We start from the raw sequence: 16,459 nt of genomic DNA, 5'->3' as shown, positions 1-16,459 counted from the left end.
TGCTTCATCGGGAAACTCGGTGGGTGGGGTCGCGGTATTTTGCCAAATCAGAAAGTTTTTTTCAGAGTTTCCTTAGCCTTGGCACCATCGCTGAGGCCGACCTTGGACTCATTCTCAAAGCGGTTGGCTTTGATAACACCGTCGAAGTAGTAGCCGCTGTCTGCATCCATCCAAGTGGCATAGCCGCCCACGTAGTAGCTTTTCACCGTGCCGGAAGTACCACGGCTCAGGTCCAGATCGGAGTTGCTATGCCCTGCCATGACCCCAACCAGCCATTGGCTGTCTTCACTCAGGGGTGCATCGGCGCCGAGAGAGAAACCGCGTTGGCTCTGCTTATAACCCACGCCATTAGCGCCCGACACCGAGTACTTGTTGCCGTAGCTACGAATCCAGCCACCACCTTCAGCGTCATGGTGGCGTAACTCGCCCATGCGGCTGCGCAACGAAGTCATCTCGCCATACCATACGGTCGGCGCGGTGTTAAACAACGCCAGCACCGAGCGAGTACCGGGGCTGATAGTCCGTGCGCTGGGGTCGAGGAACCAATCGTTACCATCCTGCTTCAGCCCATAGGACCATGCACCGACATCCACCGCGCCGCCCACCAGCGAAAACTCGGCATCGCCGCCGCCGGTGTGCACGATATGTACGTCACCGGGCGACACAGGCTCCAGGCCGCTGCTCGCCACCAACAAACTGTGCTGACCGGTTGCATCGCCAGATATATTCAGAAAATCATTCAGGCCCTGGGCAAAATCAGCGCCCATGACGAATGTACCGTTACCACTCAGTGTCTCCAGGTCCAACTGATAAAACGCATCCGTTTCGCCAAACTTCACCGTACCGCCCGCGAGATCAAGCGCACCCACCAGGCTGTTACCCGTCAGGTTCCAGAACGAACCATCACCTATGGCAAGGCTATCGACATTCAACAAGCTGCCGGTCAACGATGAGTGGTTTTGCAAGCTCAGATTGGCACTGCTACCGGCCTCGACGAACACATTGCCGTTCAAATGGCTGTTGTTGACATTCATGTTGGCAGTTGCGCCACCGGTCACTTCCAGCAGGTTACCGTTGCCGCCGATCAACTGCGAGCCGTTACTCACTTCGATGGTGGCTGTAGGAATGCGCCCGGTCTGGCCGGCGACCAAAATGGCCGCCCCCGTCTCGCCCTCAACGGTCGACTGATCGAGTACCAATGTGCCGTCATCGGTAATACCTGCCGCACGGGTGAAACGTACACCATTGCGCTCACCCACTAGCATGCTGTTCTGAGCAGAGGCCGAACCGCCGATCAACAGGACACCGGTACTGCCGACAGCCGTCCCTTGTACCAGCGAGTCAAAAAAATGCAGTTCGCTCAATTGAGTGGCTGAGGCACCCGCCTGAGCGCCCTTTATTGTGCTGTTACTAACATGGGCGGTAGAACCGCCAGGTGTAGAACTGTACCGGTTCAGCACTAAACCAACGGATTGGGCGCTCTCCAAATGGCTGCCGGAAATGGTTGCAGTACCATTGGTAAGTTCCATTGCCGAGGCGCCTGGCGCCGTGGACATGACCGTGGAATTCTGGATAGCAACCGTGGAACCTTCCTGAGCAACGATACGCTCGATAGTACTCCCACTGTTCACAGTGAGCTGCGCACCCAGGCTCCGAATAGCCGCTGTGGTTGCCCCATTGACGGTCAGGCTGGAGCCATTCTGCAGCGCCCAGTTTTTTACGGTTTCACCGGATTCAATGACCTTCGACTCACCAGGCGCTACCACTCCCTGTTCGGAATGAGCCTGCGCCGCAACACCCAGAAGTAATCCGAACGACGACACTTTGACTGCCGCACTTAAAGGTGAAAGTTTGAAAATATGTTTGATGAACATGCTGTAACACTCGCTCTGACAATATGCCTGACCAAATGGCATGGCTCGTTCCGATGGAGTGGAGCCAGACCTGTAGAGGCCGCGAGGTTATAGTTGGAGGGCGTAACGGTAAGTAGGATAAATCTGAAGATAACAAGAGGACGCCATTCAGCCGACTTATTAGAAAAGGCACCGAAGAAGGTTATCCCTCGATGCCTTGCGTACAGCGCTATGGAGCAGAGTCACTACTACCGTCGCAGTAGTTGTTGGCGGTCACCATCCTCGCAGGAATGACTGCTGGTACTGACCTAGCAGGCGTTCCGCTCACGTCCAGAGAATATTGCAACCAGAGCGAGTTATAGGGCGGCTTCGCGCCGGCTACTTTAAGGTGAGGGTCGAAGGGTTGCAGGTGGAAGATGAAGCCGGTGGCTGCGGTGGTTGGATCCAGCGTCACCGAGCTAGTACCCCGTGTTGGCTCGATAGGTTGGTCACCCGCAAGCCCCGTTGAGGCCACATACTCGATCGTTACCACTACTTGATCCGCAAAAAATTCAGCGTTTGGAGGAATTTTCACTTCAAGGTATTCCGGGTCGCTTGTTGGTCGCAGAGATGCACAGCTAATCCTTCCCCGTGGGTCGCCGGTCCAAGGCAGGGTATTGAGGAACTCAGCCGCATCCAGTGTGTGAGTGATCGCATCGTCGACTTCAACGGGCGTACTTTCTGAGAAATTGCTGTTCGTCGATGCGGGATTGCGCACCCCATAAAAAACATCGATCGCTGGACCATTACCCGCTGCGGCAATCGCTGCCTTGTCGACCACGATAGTGATTGGAGCACCTGCGCCCTCGCCAAAAGCAATAGTATGAGTACCTGCTATGTTCAGCCGGCTTCCCCAATACAACGTAATGACATCACCTTCGGCCGGTGCTGGAGTAACGCTCCAAAGATCGAAGACCGCCAGAATGTCATCTACGTGATCGATGTCAGCGGAATTCAGATAGTTCTCTCTAGGAGGGAAAGATGCAGGCCCCTGTATGGTGACCTGATCCAGGTCAGGACTCGGATCACCCGGCAGGGGAGTCACTGGACCCGCTTTGCTCAGGTCGACATCCACCAATGTTTCATCATCCGGACGGTTTTTTGAACCCGTCCTCAGAATGATGTAGCTCAGAGCTGTCTCTATAGGACCTTCCTGCGAGCCATACTCATCAATGATCAGTTGAGGAGGCGCGGTGAATACAAAATCGAAAACACCGTTCAACGGCGCGGGCGTGGTTTCCTGGCTTCCCCATTTCAGAATGTATTGGTCGCCAGGATCCCATGCATAAAGGGGAATCGCCAACTGGACCCCCGCCGTCCAAGCGTCGATATCGATCAGCGTGCTACCCGCAGGACTGACCACCTTCAGAGGTGCCAGTACCAGATTCGCACTGCGTCTCAAACGACGCCCAGTGGGAACTTTCGAGATTTCACTGTAATTGCCGGCCGCATCTCGCAGTCGATAAAACCAGAAGAAAATCCCATCTACAGCAGTGTCGAAGAACGTAATGGGCAAATTGAAATCCGCTCCCCCCGAAGGCATTGGAAAACTGCCCAGCGAGGGCGAGTCATCCGGAGGCAATTCCGATGTGAACCAGACGTCCGACACCATATCCCCTACGTCCCAATCCCCATAGGAAGGAATCCCTAACTCGAATCCACTGGGATTCAAGTCCAATGTTTCTTGGGTGATATCTGCGCCTTGAGGCAATGAGGCAGGATAAACGCCCCTAGCAGGCGCCTCACTTTTACCTGGGGACTTATAGGGACCATACAGATCGATCTTCACTCGTTGAGCTTTGGAAAAGTCTGAATAATCCCCACCTGATCCAGGTTTTACCTTGAACCTGAGATCAAACTCACCATGGCCTAATAGATTGACTGAAACCGTGACCTCAACATGCGGACCAGAAGGCTCGGTTGGAAAAAAAATCGGGTCCAATGGTGTCCAGGATGAAACCCCGGCAGGGCTGAATTCAACTTGCATTTCATCCCCATCGTCGGGAAACCGCCAAATGGGGCATTCCAGAACAAGGCCGCCATCACGATCCAGAAAAGGACGCCAGACCAAACCTTTACCATCCTCTAGCGCCTGGGGAAAATTCGGTGCTTCCAGATTAGGATTCTCCCAACCACTTACTATCACTTGCTTAACACTTTTAACGGTCATTTCAGTCTCTCCTTGCCTATGTTAATAGCTTGCGGTGAATGGACTGCTGACAACTTTTTATTAAACAGCAGGCGGCACAGAGTCCCTCTCCGATCAAGCACAGCGGAAGATGATTAATTAACTTTTATGCAACTTTATAACTGACCAATTACTATCAATGATCAGATTCCGGACCATTACCATTCGGCCCACAATAAATCGGTGGTGTATGGGCAAACAATCGGTCGATCTTCACGTAACGAATGCGTGAAGTCCCCACACGCATACCAAGGCGCCATACCGTGAACTCGGCGTAAGCGCCCGCCCCCTCTCCCGTGGGGTTCTTGATCGGCTCAACGTAAGGACGGTAATCCACTACAAAGTCGTGGTAACCGAGGCGCTCATCATCCCCATTCCACGACTGTGAGAACAATCCTTCGGTTTCTTTAATAGGACCGCTGCCTGCAAAACCCGACGTACCCTGCCAATGCATGCGTATTTCATCATTGATCTCAATGGCCGCATGTTTAAAAACACGAACATGCACACCGTCCCAGAGCGGCGGGACGGTCTGACAGTTGAGCCAACCAAATGAGTTAACGTGAACAAACTCAGCTTGAGGAAAGTTTACCGGTGCTGTCACATTGATATTTACTGCCTGATCAGGGGCCAGTTGTTCATTCACACCATTGCTGGTGCGATAACGCACAGGGAACGCCGGATTGTTTGGCGTCTGCTCAACCACCGACCAGGCGATAGGCGAAAAAGTCACCCGCCTGCCAGCGAAATCCGTGGGCTGTACCGTATAAGAAGCAACGGGGTCCTCTCTATCCCCCCAGTAAAGGAACATTTGCTCGCCTGCATGCGGATCATCAAACAGAAGAACCGAAGCCGTGACAGGTTGATCGGCATCCCGGATATCCAAGTGATTCGGCGTATTGCTCCCCTGCCCGCGGATCTCGACTCGTTCAAGGTGTCGGTTATATTCAGCGGGTGCCTGGTCATGATCTTGCCCGGCCACGCGAAAGTCGCAATCCACATGTTGTATTGGCGATAGAACTCCATCGGGCTTGCCAGCACGGTAAATCTCATACTGCACTGGCATTCTGGTCTGCACGTAGCCTTTCTGGATCAATACCGGCCAACTGATTGAGACGATTTTCGGAAATCCCTCAACCGGTTCTCTTGACAGAGGGATACCATTCCAAAGAGTCACAACCTCATCAGTAGGATCCCAATCAAAATACGCCTCGAATCGCACCGTTACGCCTGCCCGCGCATCCTTGCGATCAATCAAACCGTCGAAATCAAAGGCAAGCACCCGCGGCGGCTTCAGGCCACTGGGCGATGGTTTGAGGTTGATATAAACAGGGGTGGGCCCGGAGGCATCGACGCGTTGGTTACCTGCTCGGTCCCGTAGGGTATACCGTACGATCCGGGGACCGTTCAACAACGTACGGAATTTATCCCCCGGAATAGGCACAACCAAATCGGATACCGCAGAAGGGAACGTGTGCTCATAAGCCGCCTCATAAGGATTGGCCGATTCATCGTTCAATAAAAAAATCAGAACGGCATCGAAGGCTTTTCGATCCAGATATGAAGGAATTTTGAAATCCACCGTCAGGTGATCTGGATCGCTCAAATACTCTTCGGTAATTCCATAGGTGCGGACGTCCGGATCAACAAACTCACCAGGCCCCAGGGGTTGGTTACCCCCTGGCGCTATCCGATCAATGGTGAATGTCGTGGTGTAAGGGCTGTGTTCTATCCCGCCGGGCCCATCAATGTAATAACTAATGTCGTAAGACCCACTGATATTCAACCAATTGCCCTTAATAAACAGCGATACGGGGAAGTCTTTTTCCTGAGTCAATGGGCCCGGCAGAGGGATCGGAGGAAGCGGATACGGAGACTCGGGTGTATGAGGCTTGATCGAGAAATGAACGTAGTCGACTTCCCCGGTATCAGCGGGAAAGGCCCAGATCTGGGTCAATTGGACTTCAATGGGGTCATAAAGATATTTAGTGGGAATCAGCCCGTCAGGGTCATCTTCAAAGGCCTTGACCACAACAGCCTTTTTTAGCTCTGAAACTTGCGCCGTTGCGCTGCGGCTGGAGGGGGGGAAACGGTTGGATGAAAGCGTCATGCGACTCTCCTTATTCAGCCAGCGAACCGATGCATCGTTTAGAAAAAACACGTGTTATGGCGGTATCACTACCTCTTGCACGCTCAAATTAAGCGCCACTTCACAAGTCCTGAATACTGTCAGAACTCACAGGTCCCCCTACCGTTTGTCGGCCAGACCGGTCCCATCCCTGTAGTTGACGCTTGACCATTCACCCGAATCTGGTGTTTCCTGAAACCGGTTTCAAATCAACCATGACCCACCCCCAATAAGAAAGGCCCGCGACCGTGACCTCTTTTTCCGCCGCTCAACGCAGCCGCGTGACCATGCTCGACGTCGCCCTGCACGCAGGGGTCTCAAAGGCCAGCGTGTCACGCTTCATCGGCGACGACCGCGCCCTGCTCTCCGATGCCATTGCCCTGCGCATCGAGCACGCCATCAATGAACTCGGCTACCGCCCCAACCAGATGGCCCGTGGCTTGAAGCGCGGCCGCACGCGCCTGATCGGCATGCTGGTGGCCGATATCCGCAACCCCTATTCCATTGCCGTGATGCATGGCGTCGAGACCGCCTGCCGCCAGCACGGCTACAGCCTGGTGGTGTGCAATACCGACCGTGATGACGAGCAGGAGCGCCAGCACCTGGCGGCGCTGCGTTCGTACAACATCGAAGGGCTGATCGTGAACACCCTTGGCCATCACCTTGACCAACTGCTGGAACTGCAACGGGAAATGCCCCTGGTGCTGGTGGACCGCAAGGTCGAACCGCTGCACAGCGACCTGGTGGGCCTGGACAACCCGGCGGCGGTACGCATGGCGGTGGAACACCTCGAGCAGCAGGGCTATCGCGATGTGTTGCTGGTGAGCGAAGCCACCGACGGCACCAGTTCGCGGTTGGAACGCCTGGAGAGTTTCAAGGCCGAGATTGCCCGGCGCCCGGCGTTGACCGGCGCGGTATTGGAGCTGGATGGCGCGCTGCAAAAGCACTTGCACACCTTTCTAGCCAAGGCCGGCCCCAAGGCGTTGTTCTGCGCCAACGGCATCGCCGCGCTCGCTTGCACCCAAGCGCTCAAGGCATTGGGTTGCCACCTGTTTGAAGACGTCGGCCTGATCGCCCTGGATGACCTGGACTGGTACCCATTGGTGGGCAATGGCATCACGGCCCTCGCCCAGCCGACCCAGGCAATTGGCGCCAGTGCGTTCGACTGCTTGCTCAAGCGCTTGCGCGGCGATACCGAGCCGACACGCACCCTGGACTTCCTGCCCCAACTGATTCTCCGAGGCTCCACAACCCCTTGTAGGAGCGAGCTTGCTCGCGAAAAACGCCAACGATAACGCAGCGATCCTGGTTTAACGCGGCGCGCTCAGGTTTTTCGCGAGCAAGTTCGCTCCGACAGGAAAGTGTTTTTTTCAGAAAAAATGAAACCGGTTTCAGAGGGACACAACAATGCATAAATACCCCGTTTCCATCAGCCTTTCCAGCTACGGCGCCGACCTCGTACGCCAGCAGGGCCAACTGAGTTTTGTCGAACTGTTGGCGGCTGCCGGCGCCCAGCGTATCGAGTGGCGTGAGGAGCTGCTGACCCGCGAGCAACCCGTCGAACTGGCCCGGGCCGCCGCCGAGCAGGGCCTCGAATCGGTGTTCTCATCGCCCCTTGAGCTGTGGGTCGCCGGCCGCGCCCAACCGAATGCCGAGCTGAGCGCCACCCTGGACCGTGCCCAGGCCTTTGGCGCGCGCTGGCTCAAAGTCTCCCTGGGTTATTTCACCGACACCAACGACCTGGAAAGCCTGCACGCCCTGCTCAACCGCCATCCGGTCCACCTGCTGGTGGAAAACGACCAGACCCTGCACGGCGGGCGCATCGAGCCGATGCAGCGCTTCTTCACTGAAGTGGAGCGCCTGGGCCTGCCGATCAAGATGACCTTCGATATCGGCAACTGGCACTGGCAGGACCAATCCGCCCTCACCGCCGCGCGCCTGCTGGGCCGGCATGTGGATTACCTGCACTGCAAGGCCGTGGCCCGTCGCCCGGACGGCAAGTTGGTCGCCCTGCCGCCCGGCGCCACCGATCTGCATCTGTGGGAACAACTGCTCAAGCATATGACTCAAGGTATTACCCGTGCCGTGGAATTCCCGCTGCAAGGCGAAGACCTGCTCGACGTCACCGCCCGGCAGGTCGCCACCCTCGCCCTGCTTGGCCAACCCCACGCGGAGAACGCCCATGTCTGAGATCGATATCCTGTCGTTTGGTGAAACCATGGCGATGTTTGTCGCCGAACAGACCGGCGAGCTGGCCGAGGTCGGCCACTTTCACAAACGCATTGCTGGCGCCGACAGCAATGTCGCCATCGGCCTGTCGCGCCTGGGGTTCAACGTTGCCTGGCTGAGCCGGGTGGGCAATGACTCCCTCGGGCGTTTTGTGGTCGACACGTTGAAACAGGAGGGGTTGGATTGCCGCCATGTGGCGGTCGACCCGCTGCACCCCACCGGTTTTCAACTCAAGTCCCGTGAAGAGGCTGGCGCCGACCCTCAAGTCGAATACTTTCGCAAGGGCTCGGCGGCCAGCCATTTGTCCATCGCCGCCATCAACCCCGCACTGCTGCAAGCACGGCACCTGCATGCCACCGGTATTCCGCCGGCCTTGTCCGACGCCACCCGCGAGCTGTCCTTTGAACTGATGACGCAGATGCGCACCGCCGGCCGCAGCGTGTCGTTCGACCCCAACCTGCGCCCTTCGCTGTGGGCCAGCCAGGCGCAGATGATCCGCGAAATCAACGCCCTCGCCGGGTTGGCGGACTGGGTCCTGCCGGGCTTGAGCGAAGGTCGCCTGCTCACCGGTTTCGAGGACCCGGCCGATATCGCCGCGTTCTACCTGGACCAGGGTGCCGAAGCCGTGGCCATCAAGCTCGGCCCGGATGGCGCCTACTACCGCACCCAGATGGACCAGGGTTTTGTCGCCGCCGTCAGCGTCGACAAGGTGGTCGACACCGTAGGGGCCGGTGATGGTTTTGCCGTCGGCATGATCAGTGCCCTGCTGGAAAACCTCAGCTTCCCCGAGGCCGTGCAGCGCGGCAATTGGATCGGCAGCCGTGCAGTACAAAGTCGCGGCGACATGGAAGGCCTGCCCAGGCGCGAAGCGTTACCCACCCGATCCGTCGCTTGACCGACTACCTGTTGCCACAACTACAACAAGCTCAGGAGCAACCCCATGGAAACCGTGAAACTCGCCACCCGCCGTTGGTGGTACATCATGCCCATCGTCTTTATCACCTACAGCCTGGCGTACCTGGACCGCGCCAACTACGGTTTCGCCGCCGCCTCCGGGATGGCCGAGGACCTGATGATCACCCCCGGCATGTCATCGTTGCTGGGGGCACTGTTTTTCCTCGGTTACTTTTTCTTCCAGGTGCCGGGGGCGATCTATGCGCAGAAGCGCAGCGTCAAGAAACTGATCTTTGTCAGCCTGATCCTCTGGGGCGGCCTGGCCACCCTGACCGGCGTGGTGTCCAACGCCTATATGCTGATCGCAATCCGCTTCATGCTCGGCGTGGTCGAAGCGGCGGTGATGCCCGCCATGCTGGTGTACCTGTGCCACTGGTTCACCCGTGCCGAACGTTCGCGGGCCAACACCTTCCTGATCCTCGGCAACCCGGTGACCATGCTGTGGATGTCGGTGGTGTCGGGTTACCTGGTGCAGCATTTCAGCTGGCGCTGGATGTTCATCATCGAAGGCTTGCCGGCGGTGCTGTGGGCGTTTATCTGGTGGAAACTGGCGGATGAAAGGCCTGCGGACGCCCAGTGGCTGAGCGAACAGCATAAAAAAGACCTGGAAATTGCGTTGGCCGCCGAACAGGTGGGCATCAAGGCCGTGAAGAATTACGCCGAGGCGTTCCGCTCACCCAAGGTGATCATCCTCGCGCTGCAGTTCTTCTGCTGGAGCATCGGCGTGTATGGCTTTGTGCTGTGGCTGCCGTCGATCCTCAAGGCGGGCTTGAAAATGGACATGGTCGAGGCCGGCTGGCTGTCAGCCCTGCCTTACCTGGCGGCGGTGATCGGCATGCTGGCGGTGTCCTGGGGCTCGGACAAACTGCAAAAACGTAAACGCTTTGTGTGGCCACCGTTGCTGATCGCCTCGATCGCCTTCTACGCGTCCTACGTGCTGGGTGCCGAACACTTCTGGTGGTCCTATACCCTGCTGGTCATCGCCGGTGCGTGCATGTATGCGCCCTATGGCCCGTTCTTCGCCATCGTCCCGGAAATCCTGCCCGCCAACGTCGCCGGTGGCGCCATGGCCCTGATCAACAGCATGGGCGCGCTCGGTTCGTTCGGCGGTTCGTACCTGGTGGGTTACCTCAATAGCAGCACCGGCTCGCCCGGCGCGTCATACCTGCTGATGAGCGGCGCGTTGATGCTCTCGGTGGTGCTGACGATTTTCCTCAAGCCTGGCGCCAGCGACCGCGTGCGCGCGCCTTTGCATACCCTCGAATTGAAGGCCAAGACCTGATGAAAAAATCCATCGTGCTGTACAAGAAACTCTCTGCCCCGCTGATGGCCCGCCTGCATGAGCAGGCCGAGGTCACCTTGATCGAGGCGCTGGATGACAGCGGCCTGGCCAAACTGCGCGATGCCCTCCCCGGCGCCCACGGTTTGCTCGGTGCGAGCCTGCGCCTGGATGCCAAGCTGCTGGACCTGGCGCCCCACCTGGAGGCGGTGGCCAGTGTCTCAGTGGGGGTCGACAACTACGATATCGATTACCTGACCCAGCGCGGCGTCCTGCTCAGCAACACGCCCGACGTGCTCACCGAAACCACCGCCGACACTGGGTTCGCGCTGATCCTGGCGACCGCCCGGCGCGTGGTCGAGTTGGCCGACATGGTGCGTGCCGGCCAATGGAACAAAAACATCGGCCCGGCGCACTTCGGCAGCGATGTGCATGGCAAGACCCTGGGCATCATCGGTATGGGCCGCATTGGCGAAGCCCTGGCCCAGCGCGGGCATTTCGGCTTTGGCATGCCGGTGATCTACCACAGCCACTCGCCCAAGCCCTTGGTGGAAGAACGGTTCGGCGCGCAGTACCGCAGCCTGGACGACTTGCTGCGGCAAGCGGACTTCGTCTGCCTGACACTGCCGTTGACCGCTGAAACGGAGCAGTTGATCGGCGCCCAGGAATTCGCACTGATGGGCCCGGAGACGATCTTTATCAATATCTCCCGCGGCAAGGTGGTGGATGAAGCCGCGCTGGTCGAGGCCTTGCAGCAGCGCACGATTCGCGCGGCGGGGCTGGATGTGTTCGAGCGCGAACCGCTGCCTCACGACTCGCCGTTGCTGCGCTTGAACAACGTAGTGGCAACGCCGCATATCGGCTCTGCGACCCATGAGACGCGCGAAGCGATGGCCCAGTGTGCGGTGGATAATCTGTTGGCGGCGCTGGCGGGCCAGAAGCCGAAAAACCTGGTGAACCCAGGGGCCTGGAAGCAATCGTAGGAGGCAGCGCCGCCCCTGTGGCGAGCGGGCTTGCCCTAATGCCGTTCAGTTAAGCGTACATCGCCTTCTGTAGGAGCGAGCTTGCTCGCGAAAAACGTCAACGATAACGCGTGTTTCCTGAGTGAACGCGGCGCCTGTGAGTTCTTCGCGAGCAAGCTCGCGCCTACAAAAAAGCCTTAACTGAACGGCATTAGGGCAAGCCCGCTCGCCACAGTTAAAGTGTTTCGCCTTAACTGACTGGCATGAATGGTGGCGGATCAGTCAGTAGATGAGTTGACTGCCCCGCCGCCATCGGGAGCAGGCTCCCTCCCACATTTGGATGGCATTGCAAAGTGGGTCAGATAACGAACCTGGCCACCATCCCATTCAAATCCACCGCCAGGCGCGACAGCTCATGGCTGGCCGCGCTGGTCTGGTTGGCCCCCGCCGCCGACTGAGTCGCCAGGTCGCGGATGTTCACCAGGTTGCGGTCCACTTCGCGAGACACCTGGGCCTGTTCTTCCGAGGCGCTGGCGATCACCAGGTTGCGTTCGTTGATCAGGCTGATGGATTGGGTGATCTGCTCCAGCGCCACACCGGCAGCCCGGGCCATTTCCAAGGTGTCCTGGGTGCGCTGGTTGCTTTGCTGCATGGATTGCACGGCTTCGCCGGTGCCGTTCTGGATGCCGGCGACCATTTTCTCGATCTCCTGGGTCGACTGCGCGGTGCGATGGGCCAGGGCCCGCACCTCGTCGGCCACCACCGCGAAACCACGCCCGGCTTCACCGGCACGGGCGGCCTCGATCGCCGCGTTGAGCGCCAGCAGGTTGGTCTGCTCGGCAATGGCGCGGATCACATCCAGTACCTTGCCGATGTCACGGCCCTGGGTCGCCAGGCCTTCGATCATCGCTGCGGTGTTTTGTACGTCCTGGGTCATGGTCTGGATCGCGCCGACGGTTTCCACCACCCGGTCGCGGCCTTCGCGTGCGGCCTGGTTGGACTGGTTGGAAGCCTCGGAGGTGGACACCGCATTGCGCGCCACTTCCTCGACCGCAGCGGTCATTTCGTTGACGGCGGTGGCCGCCTGGTCGATTTCGTTGTTCTGTTGTTGCAAGCCTTTGGAGGCTTCCTCGGTCACGGCGCTCAGTTCTTCGGCGGCGGACGCCAACTGCGTGGCCGAGCCGGCAATATGCTGGATGGTCTGGCGCAGGTTGGCTTGCATGCGCGACAGGGCACTGATCAGGCGTGCCGGCTCGTCCTTGCCAGCGTCTTCAATGACTTTGGTCAGGTTGCCGCCGGCGATGGTCTCAGCCACTTCCACGGCCTTGCGCAGCGGCGTAACAATGCTGCGAGTCAGCAACCAGGCCAGCAGCACCGTCATCAACGCAGCCACCACCGACACGATCACGATCCCGCTGACGGCTTGCTGATAGCTACCTTCGGCGTTACGGGCGGCCTGGTCGGCGCCGGCGCTATTGATTGCGATCAGCTTGTTCAACTGCTCACCCATCTGGTCCGTGCCGTCCTTGATGCGGGTGTTGATGAGCGTGCGCATTTCCTCGACTTTGTTCTGCTGGGACAACGACAACATCTCGGCCTGGGCAGTAAGGTAGTTGTCGAGGGTCGTGGCGAAGGTTTTATACAGGGCCGCCTCCTCCGGACCGGCGGGCGTTAACGCGTAAGCCTTCTGAGCCACCTTGACCTTGTCCACCAGCACGCCCACACGTGTCTTGGCCTCTTCCAGGGCGGCGGGTTCGCGGTTGATCAGGATCCGGAAGGACAAGATGCGCAGGCGCAACACGTTCTCGGTCAGATTGCCAAGGTACTTCACACTGGGCAGTTGGTTGGCCGACATGTCCAACGATGCCTGGCGGATGGTCGTCATGCGGTTGACCGCGAACACCCCGAGAATAATGACAAGTAGCGCAATGAACGCAAAACCGAGAAAAGCACGGGGGGCAATGTTCAAATTACGAAGGGACATAGGGGTACTCTCGAGAAGTAGTGTGGGCGAGCATCCTTGCCGCGACACGATCCGTGGGCGTCAACGCGCAGCCTGGACCTTTGGCGCCACCGTTCTAATTGGAGTGTGGGCCTATCCAGGCTATCGGCAGGGTTGAGAAATTAATTGAAAAAATCCGAAATATTTTTTCACACTTCTGACAACCGGCTGTTTCTGGCATCCTGCGCCTCCCTTTTCGACCCGAGCCTGTATTTTGTCTGACGCTCAAGCCCCCCGCCCGCGCTATAAATCCGACCTGATCTACGGCCTGGAAGACCGCCCGCACTTCACCGCCGCGATCTTTGCCGCGTTGCAGCATGTACTGGCCAGTTTTGTCGGCATCATCACCCCCACCCTGATCGTCGGCGGTGTGCTGGGCCTGGAAAGCGAAGTGCCGTACCTGGTCAGCATGGCGTTGTTCGTCTCGGGCCTGGGCACCTTTGTGCAGGCGCGCAAGTTTGGCCCGATCGGTTCAGGGCTGCTGTGCCTGCAGGGCACCAGCTTTTCCTTTATCAGCGTGATCCTCAGTGCAGGGTTCATGGTCAAGGCGCGGGGCGGCGGCACCGATGAGATCCTCTCGACGATCTTTGGCATCTGTTTTTTCGCAGCATTTATTGAAGTGGTGCTCAGCCAGTTCATCGGCAAGCTGCGCAAGCTGATCACCCCGGTGGTGACCGGCACCATCATTACCTTGATGGGCCTGTCACTGATCAAGGTGGCAGTCACCGACATGGCGGGTGGTTTTGGCGCCAGCGACCTGGGCGCGGCAAGCAACATGGGCTTGGCGGCGCTGGTGCTGCTGACCATCGTGGTACTCAACCGCTTCAATAATCCGTTCCTGCGCCTGGGCTCGATCGTGATCGGCCTGACCCTGGGCTTCGTGGTGGCCTGGTGGCTGGGCCGCGTCGACTTGGCAGCCCTGCCCCAGGTGCCGCTGATCAGCGTGCCGGTGCCGTTCAAGTACGGTTTCTCATTCGACTGGGTGGCGTTTATCCCGGTGGCGGTGATCTTCCTGATTTCGCCCCTGGAAGCCGCTGGCGACCTGACAGCCAACTCGATGATCTCCCAGCAGCCGGTCAAGGGCCCGCTGTATATCAAGCGTATCAAGTCCGGTCTGTTGGCCGACGGCCTCAACTCGGCGATGGCGGCCACTTTCAACAGCCTGCCGATGGTGACCTTCGCCCAGAACAACGGCGTGATCCAGCTCACCGGCGTGGCCAGCCGTTATGTGGCGTATTTCATCGCCGGCCTGCTGGTGCTGCTGGGGCTGTTCCCGATGATCGGCGCGGTGCTGCAACTGATGCCTAAACCCGTTCTCGGTGGCGCGACGCTGATCATGTTCGGCACCGTCGCGGTGGCCGGCATCAAGATCCTCGCCGAAGCCGGGCTGCACCGGCGCAATGTGTTGATCGTGGCGATCTCGCTGGGCATGGGCCTGGGCGTCGCGGCGGTCCCGGAAGTGTTGCGTGACCTGCCCAAGGCACTGCACAACATCTTTGAATCGCCGATCACCGTGGGCGCGTTCTGTGCAATCCTGCTGAACATTTTCCTGCCCGAAGCGTTCATAGAGCTGGAAGAAGATGAATTTGATCCGGAGTCCTCAACCCTCAAAGTAATGCAGGACCCGGACGTCACGCACTAGGAGCACCTTTGTATGCGCAAGCTCATGGTTCTATCGCTACTGCTGCTCACCCTGAGCGCCTGCGCCCTGTTCCCCAACCGCGACCCGGTGACGATCAATGTGGTGGGCATCGAACCCCTGCAAAGCCAGGACCTGGAAGTACGCTTCGCCGTGAAACTGCGGGTACAGAACCCCAATGAAACTCCGATCGACTACAACGGCGTGGCCTTGGACCTGGAGGTCAATGGCCGGCCGCTGGCGTCGGGGGTGAGTGATCAGCGCGGATCCATCCCACGCTTTTCCGAGACGGTGCTGATGGTGCCGGTCAGCGTTTCGGCGTTTTCCGTATTGCGCCAGACCCTGGGCCTGAGCCAGACCCAAAGCTTGAACAACCTGCCCTATGTACTGCGCGGCAAGTTAGCGGGCGGGCTGTTCGGCACCATGCGTTTTGTGGACCGTGGCACCCTGGACCTGCCGAATACCGCGACCTGGTAATGACACCATGCAACCGACCCTCTTCACCGAACGCCTGATCCTGTGCCCACTGACCCTGGACGATGCCGAAGGGATCCAGCAGCAATTCCCGCATTGGGAGGTCGTGCGTTACCTCAACGCCCTGGTGCCCTGGCCCTACCCGGCCGACGGCGCGCGCACCTATCTGGAACAGAACGCCCTCCCCGCCATGGCCCGTGGCGAGGAATGGCACTGGTCGCTACGCCTGAAAAGCGCGCCTGAACAATTGATCGGCAACATCAGCTTGATGGACGAGCAGGATAACAACCGGGGGTTCTGGCTAGGGCCGCAATGGCAAGGGCAAGGACTGATGTCCGAGGCCAGCACAGCGGTGACCGACTATTGGTTCGGCGTGCTCAAGCGCCCGCTGCTGCGGGTGCCCAAGGCGGCACCCAACCTGGGCTCGCGGCGTATTTCCGAGCGTACGGGCATGCGTTTGATCCGTACGGATGAAGGTGAGTTTGTGGAAGGTACTTTCCCACGGCATATCTGGGAAATGACCCGCGAGGAATGGCTGAAAACCCAATCGCCCAAAAGCTGAGGGCCAAAGGTGGGACGGGGCTCGCCCTTCTGTAGGAGCGAGGGGGACGCCTAGTTCTTGCTCGCGAAAAACGTCAACGATAACGCGTGCTTCCTGAATGAACGCGGCGCCTGTGAGTTTTTCGCGAGCAAGAACTAGGCGTCCGTCAAC

General features: G+C 58.7%; 12 protein-coding genes. 8 read left to right on the top strand and 4 right to left on the bottom strand.

The features are described from left to right. Nucleotides 1-47 precede the first annotated feature (47 nt). From AC1Q6I_RS33860 to AC1Q6I_RS33850, 3 genes are all read right to left on the bottom strand, one after another. Nucleotides 48-1,874 (bottom strand): autotransporter outer membrane beta-barrel domain-containing protein, encoded by a 1,827-nt coding sequence (locus tag AC1Q6I_RS33860; RefSeq protein WP_102624556.1) that lies wholly within the window; start codon nucleotides 1,872-1,874, stop codon nucleotides 48-50. 208 nt (nucleotides 1,875-2,082) lie between these two features. Next, the gene (locus AC1Q6I_RS33855) at nucleotides 2,083-4,062 is read right to left on the bottom strand and encodes a hypothetical protein (RefSeq protein WP_102624557.1); all 1,980 of its coding nucleotides are present in this window, start codon (nucleotides 4,060-4,062) and stop codon (nucleotides 2,083-2,085) included. 154 nt (nucleotides 4,063-4,216) lie between these two features. Beyond that, entirely contained in the window at nucleotides 4,217-6,190 is a 1,974-nt protein-coding gene (locus AC1Q6I_RS33850) for a hypothetical protein (protein ID WP_102624558.1), read from the bottom strand. 305 nt (nucleotides 6,191-6,495) lie between these two features. On the opposite strand from AC1Q6I_RS33850, the gene AC1Q6I_RS33845 reads away from it, so the two are divergent. The 5 genes from AC1Q6I_RS33845 to AC1Q6I_RS33825 all read left to right on the top strand — a co-directional run bounded on the left by AC1Q6I_RS33845 (nucleotide 6,496) and on the right by AC1Q6I_RS33825 (nucleotide 11,653). Continuing rightward, nucleotides 6,496-7,503 carry a LacI family DNA-binding transcriptional regulator gene (locus AC1Q6I_RS33845; protein WP_206379719.1) on the top strand — a complete coding sequence of 336 codons (1,008 nt, stop codon included), beginning with the start codon at nucleotides 6,496-6,498 and terminating at the stop codon, nucleotides 7,501-7,503. 112 nt (nucleotides 7,504-7,615) lie between these two features. Then, a complete protein-coding gene (locus AC1Q6I_RS33840; protein WP_069075848.1) occupies nucleotides 7,616-8,398 on the top strand; it encodes a sugar phosphate isomerase/epimerase family protein in 783 nt (260 codons plus the stop codon). After that, a complete protein-coding gene (locus AC1Q6I_RS33835) occupies nucleotides 8,391-9,332 on the top strand; it encodes a sugar kinase (protein WP_024075814.1) in 942 nt (313 codons plus the stop codon). Before AC1Q6I_RS33840 ends, AC1Q6I_RS33835 begins: the two co-directional genes overlap by 8 nt. A 45-nt stretch (nucleotides 9,333-9,377) precedes the next feature. Further along, entirely contained in the window at nucleotides 9,378-10,673 is a 1,296-nt protein-coding gene (locus AC1Q6I_RS33830) for an MFS transporter (RefSeq protein ID WP_069075849.1), read from the top strand. Next, nucleotides 10,673-11,653 (top strand): 2-hydroxyacid dehydrogenase, encoded by a 981-nt coding sequence (locus AC1Q6I_RS33825; RefSeq protein ID WP_102624560.1) that lies wholly within the window; start codon nucleotides 10,673-10,675, stop codon nucleotides 11,651-11,653. Before AC1Q6I_RS33830 ends, AC1Q6I_RS33825 begins: the two co-directional genes overlap by 1 nt. 337 nt (nucleotides 11,654-11,990) lie before the next feature. On the opposite strand, the gene AC1Q6I_RS33820 is transcribed toward AC1Q6I_RS33825, so the two are convergent. After that, on the bottom strand, nucleotides 11,991-13,616 hold the full coding sequence (locus AC1Q6I_RS33820) for a methyl-accepting chemotaxis protein (protein ID WP_102624561.1): 1,626 nt from the start codon (nucleotides 13,614-13,616) through the stop codon (nucleotides 11,991-11,993). A 232-nt stretch (nucleotides 13,617-13,848) separates the two neighbouring features. Here AC1Q6I_RS33820 and AC1Q6I_RS33815 point away from each other — a divergent pair, with 232 nt between their 5' ends. Genes AC1Q6I_RS33815 through AC1Q6I_RS33805 form a run of 3 tightly spaced genes read left to right on the top strand, consistent with a single transcriptional unit; the run spans nucleotide 13,849 to nucleotide 16,309 of the window. Further along, nucleotides 13,849-15,276, top strand: a complete 1,428-nt coding sequence (locus AC1Q6I_RS33815) for a nucleobase:cation symporter-2 family protein (protein ID WP_102624562.1) — start codon at nucleotides 13,849-13,851, stop codon at nucleotides 15,274-15,276. Nucleotides 15,277-15,288: 12 nt separating this feature from the next. After that, nucleotides 15,289-15,750, top strand: a complete 462-nt coding sequence (locus AC1Q6I_RS33810) for an LEA/WHy family protein (protein WP_024075819.1) — start codon at nucleotides 15,289-15,291, stop codon at nucleotides 15,748-15,750. 7 nt (nucleotides 15,751-15,757) lie between these two features. Beyond that, nucleotides 15,758-16,309 carry a GNAT family N-acetyltransferase gene (locus AC1Q6I_RS33805; protein WP_102624563.1) on the top strand — a complete coding sequence of 184 codons (552 nt, stop codon included), beginning with the start codon at nucleotides 15,758-15,760 and terminating at the stop codon, nucleotides 16,307-16,309. Nucleotides 16,310-16,459 lie beyond the last annotated feature (150 nt).

The sequence above is a fragment of the Pseudomonas sp. MPR-R2A5 genome (genome assembly GCF_058793055.1).
The sequence above is the reverse complement of the archived record's forward strand: the minus strand, read 5'-3'. Positions and strand labels throughout refer to the sequence as shown.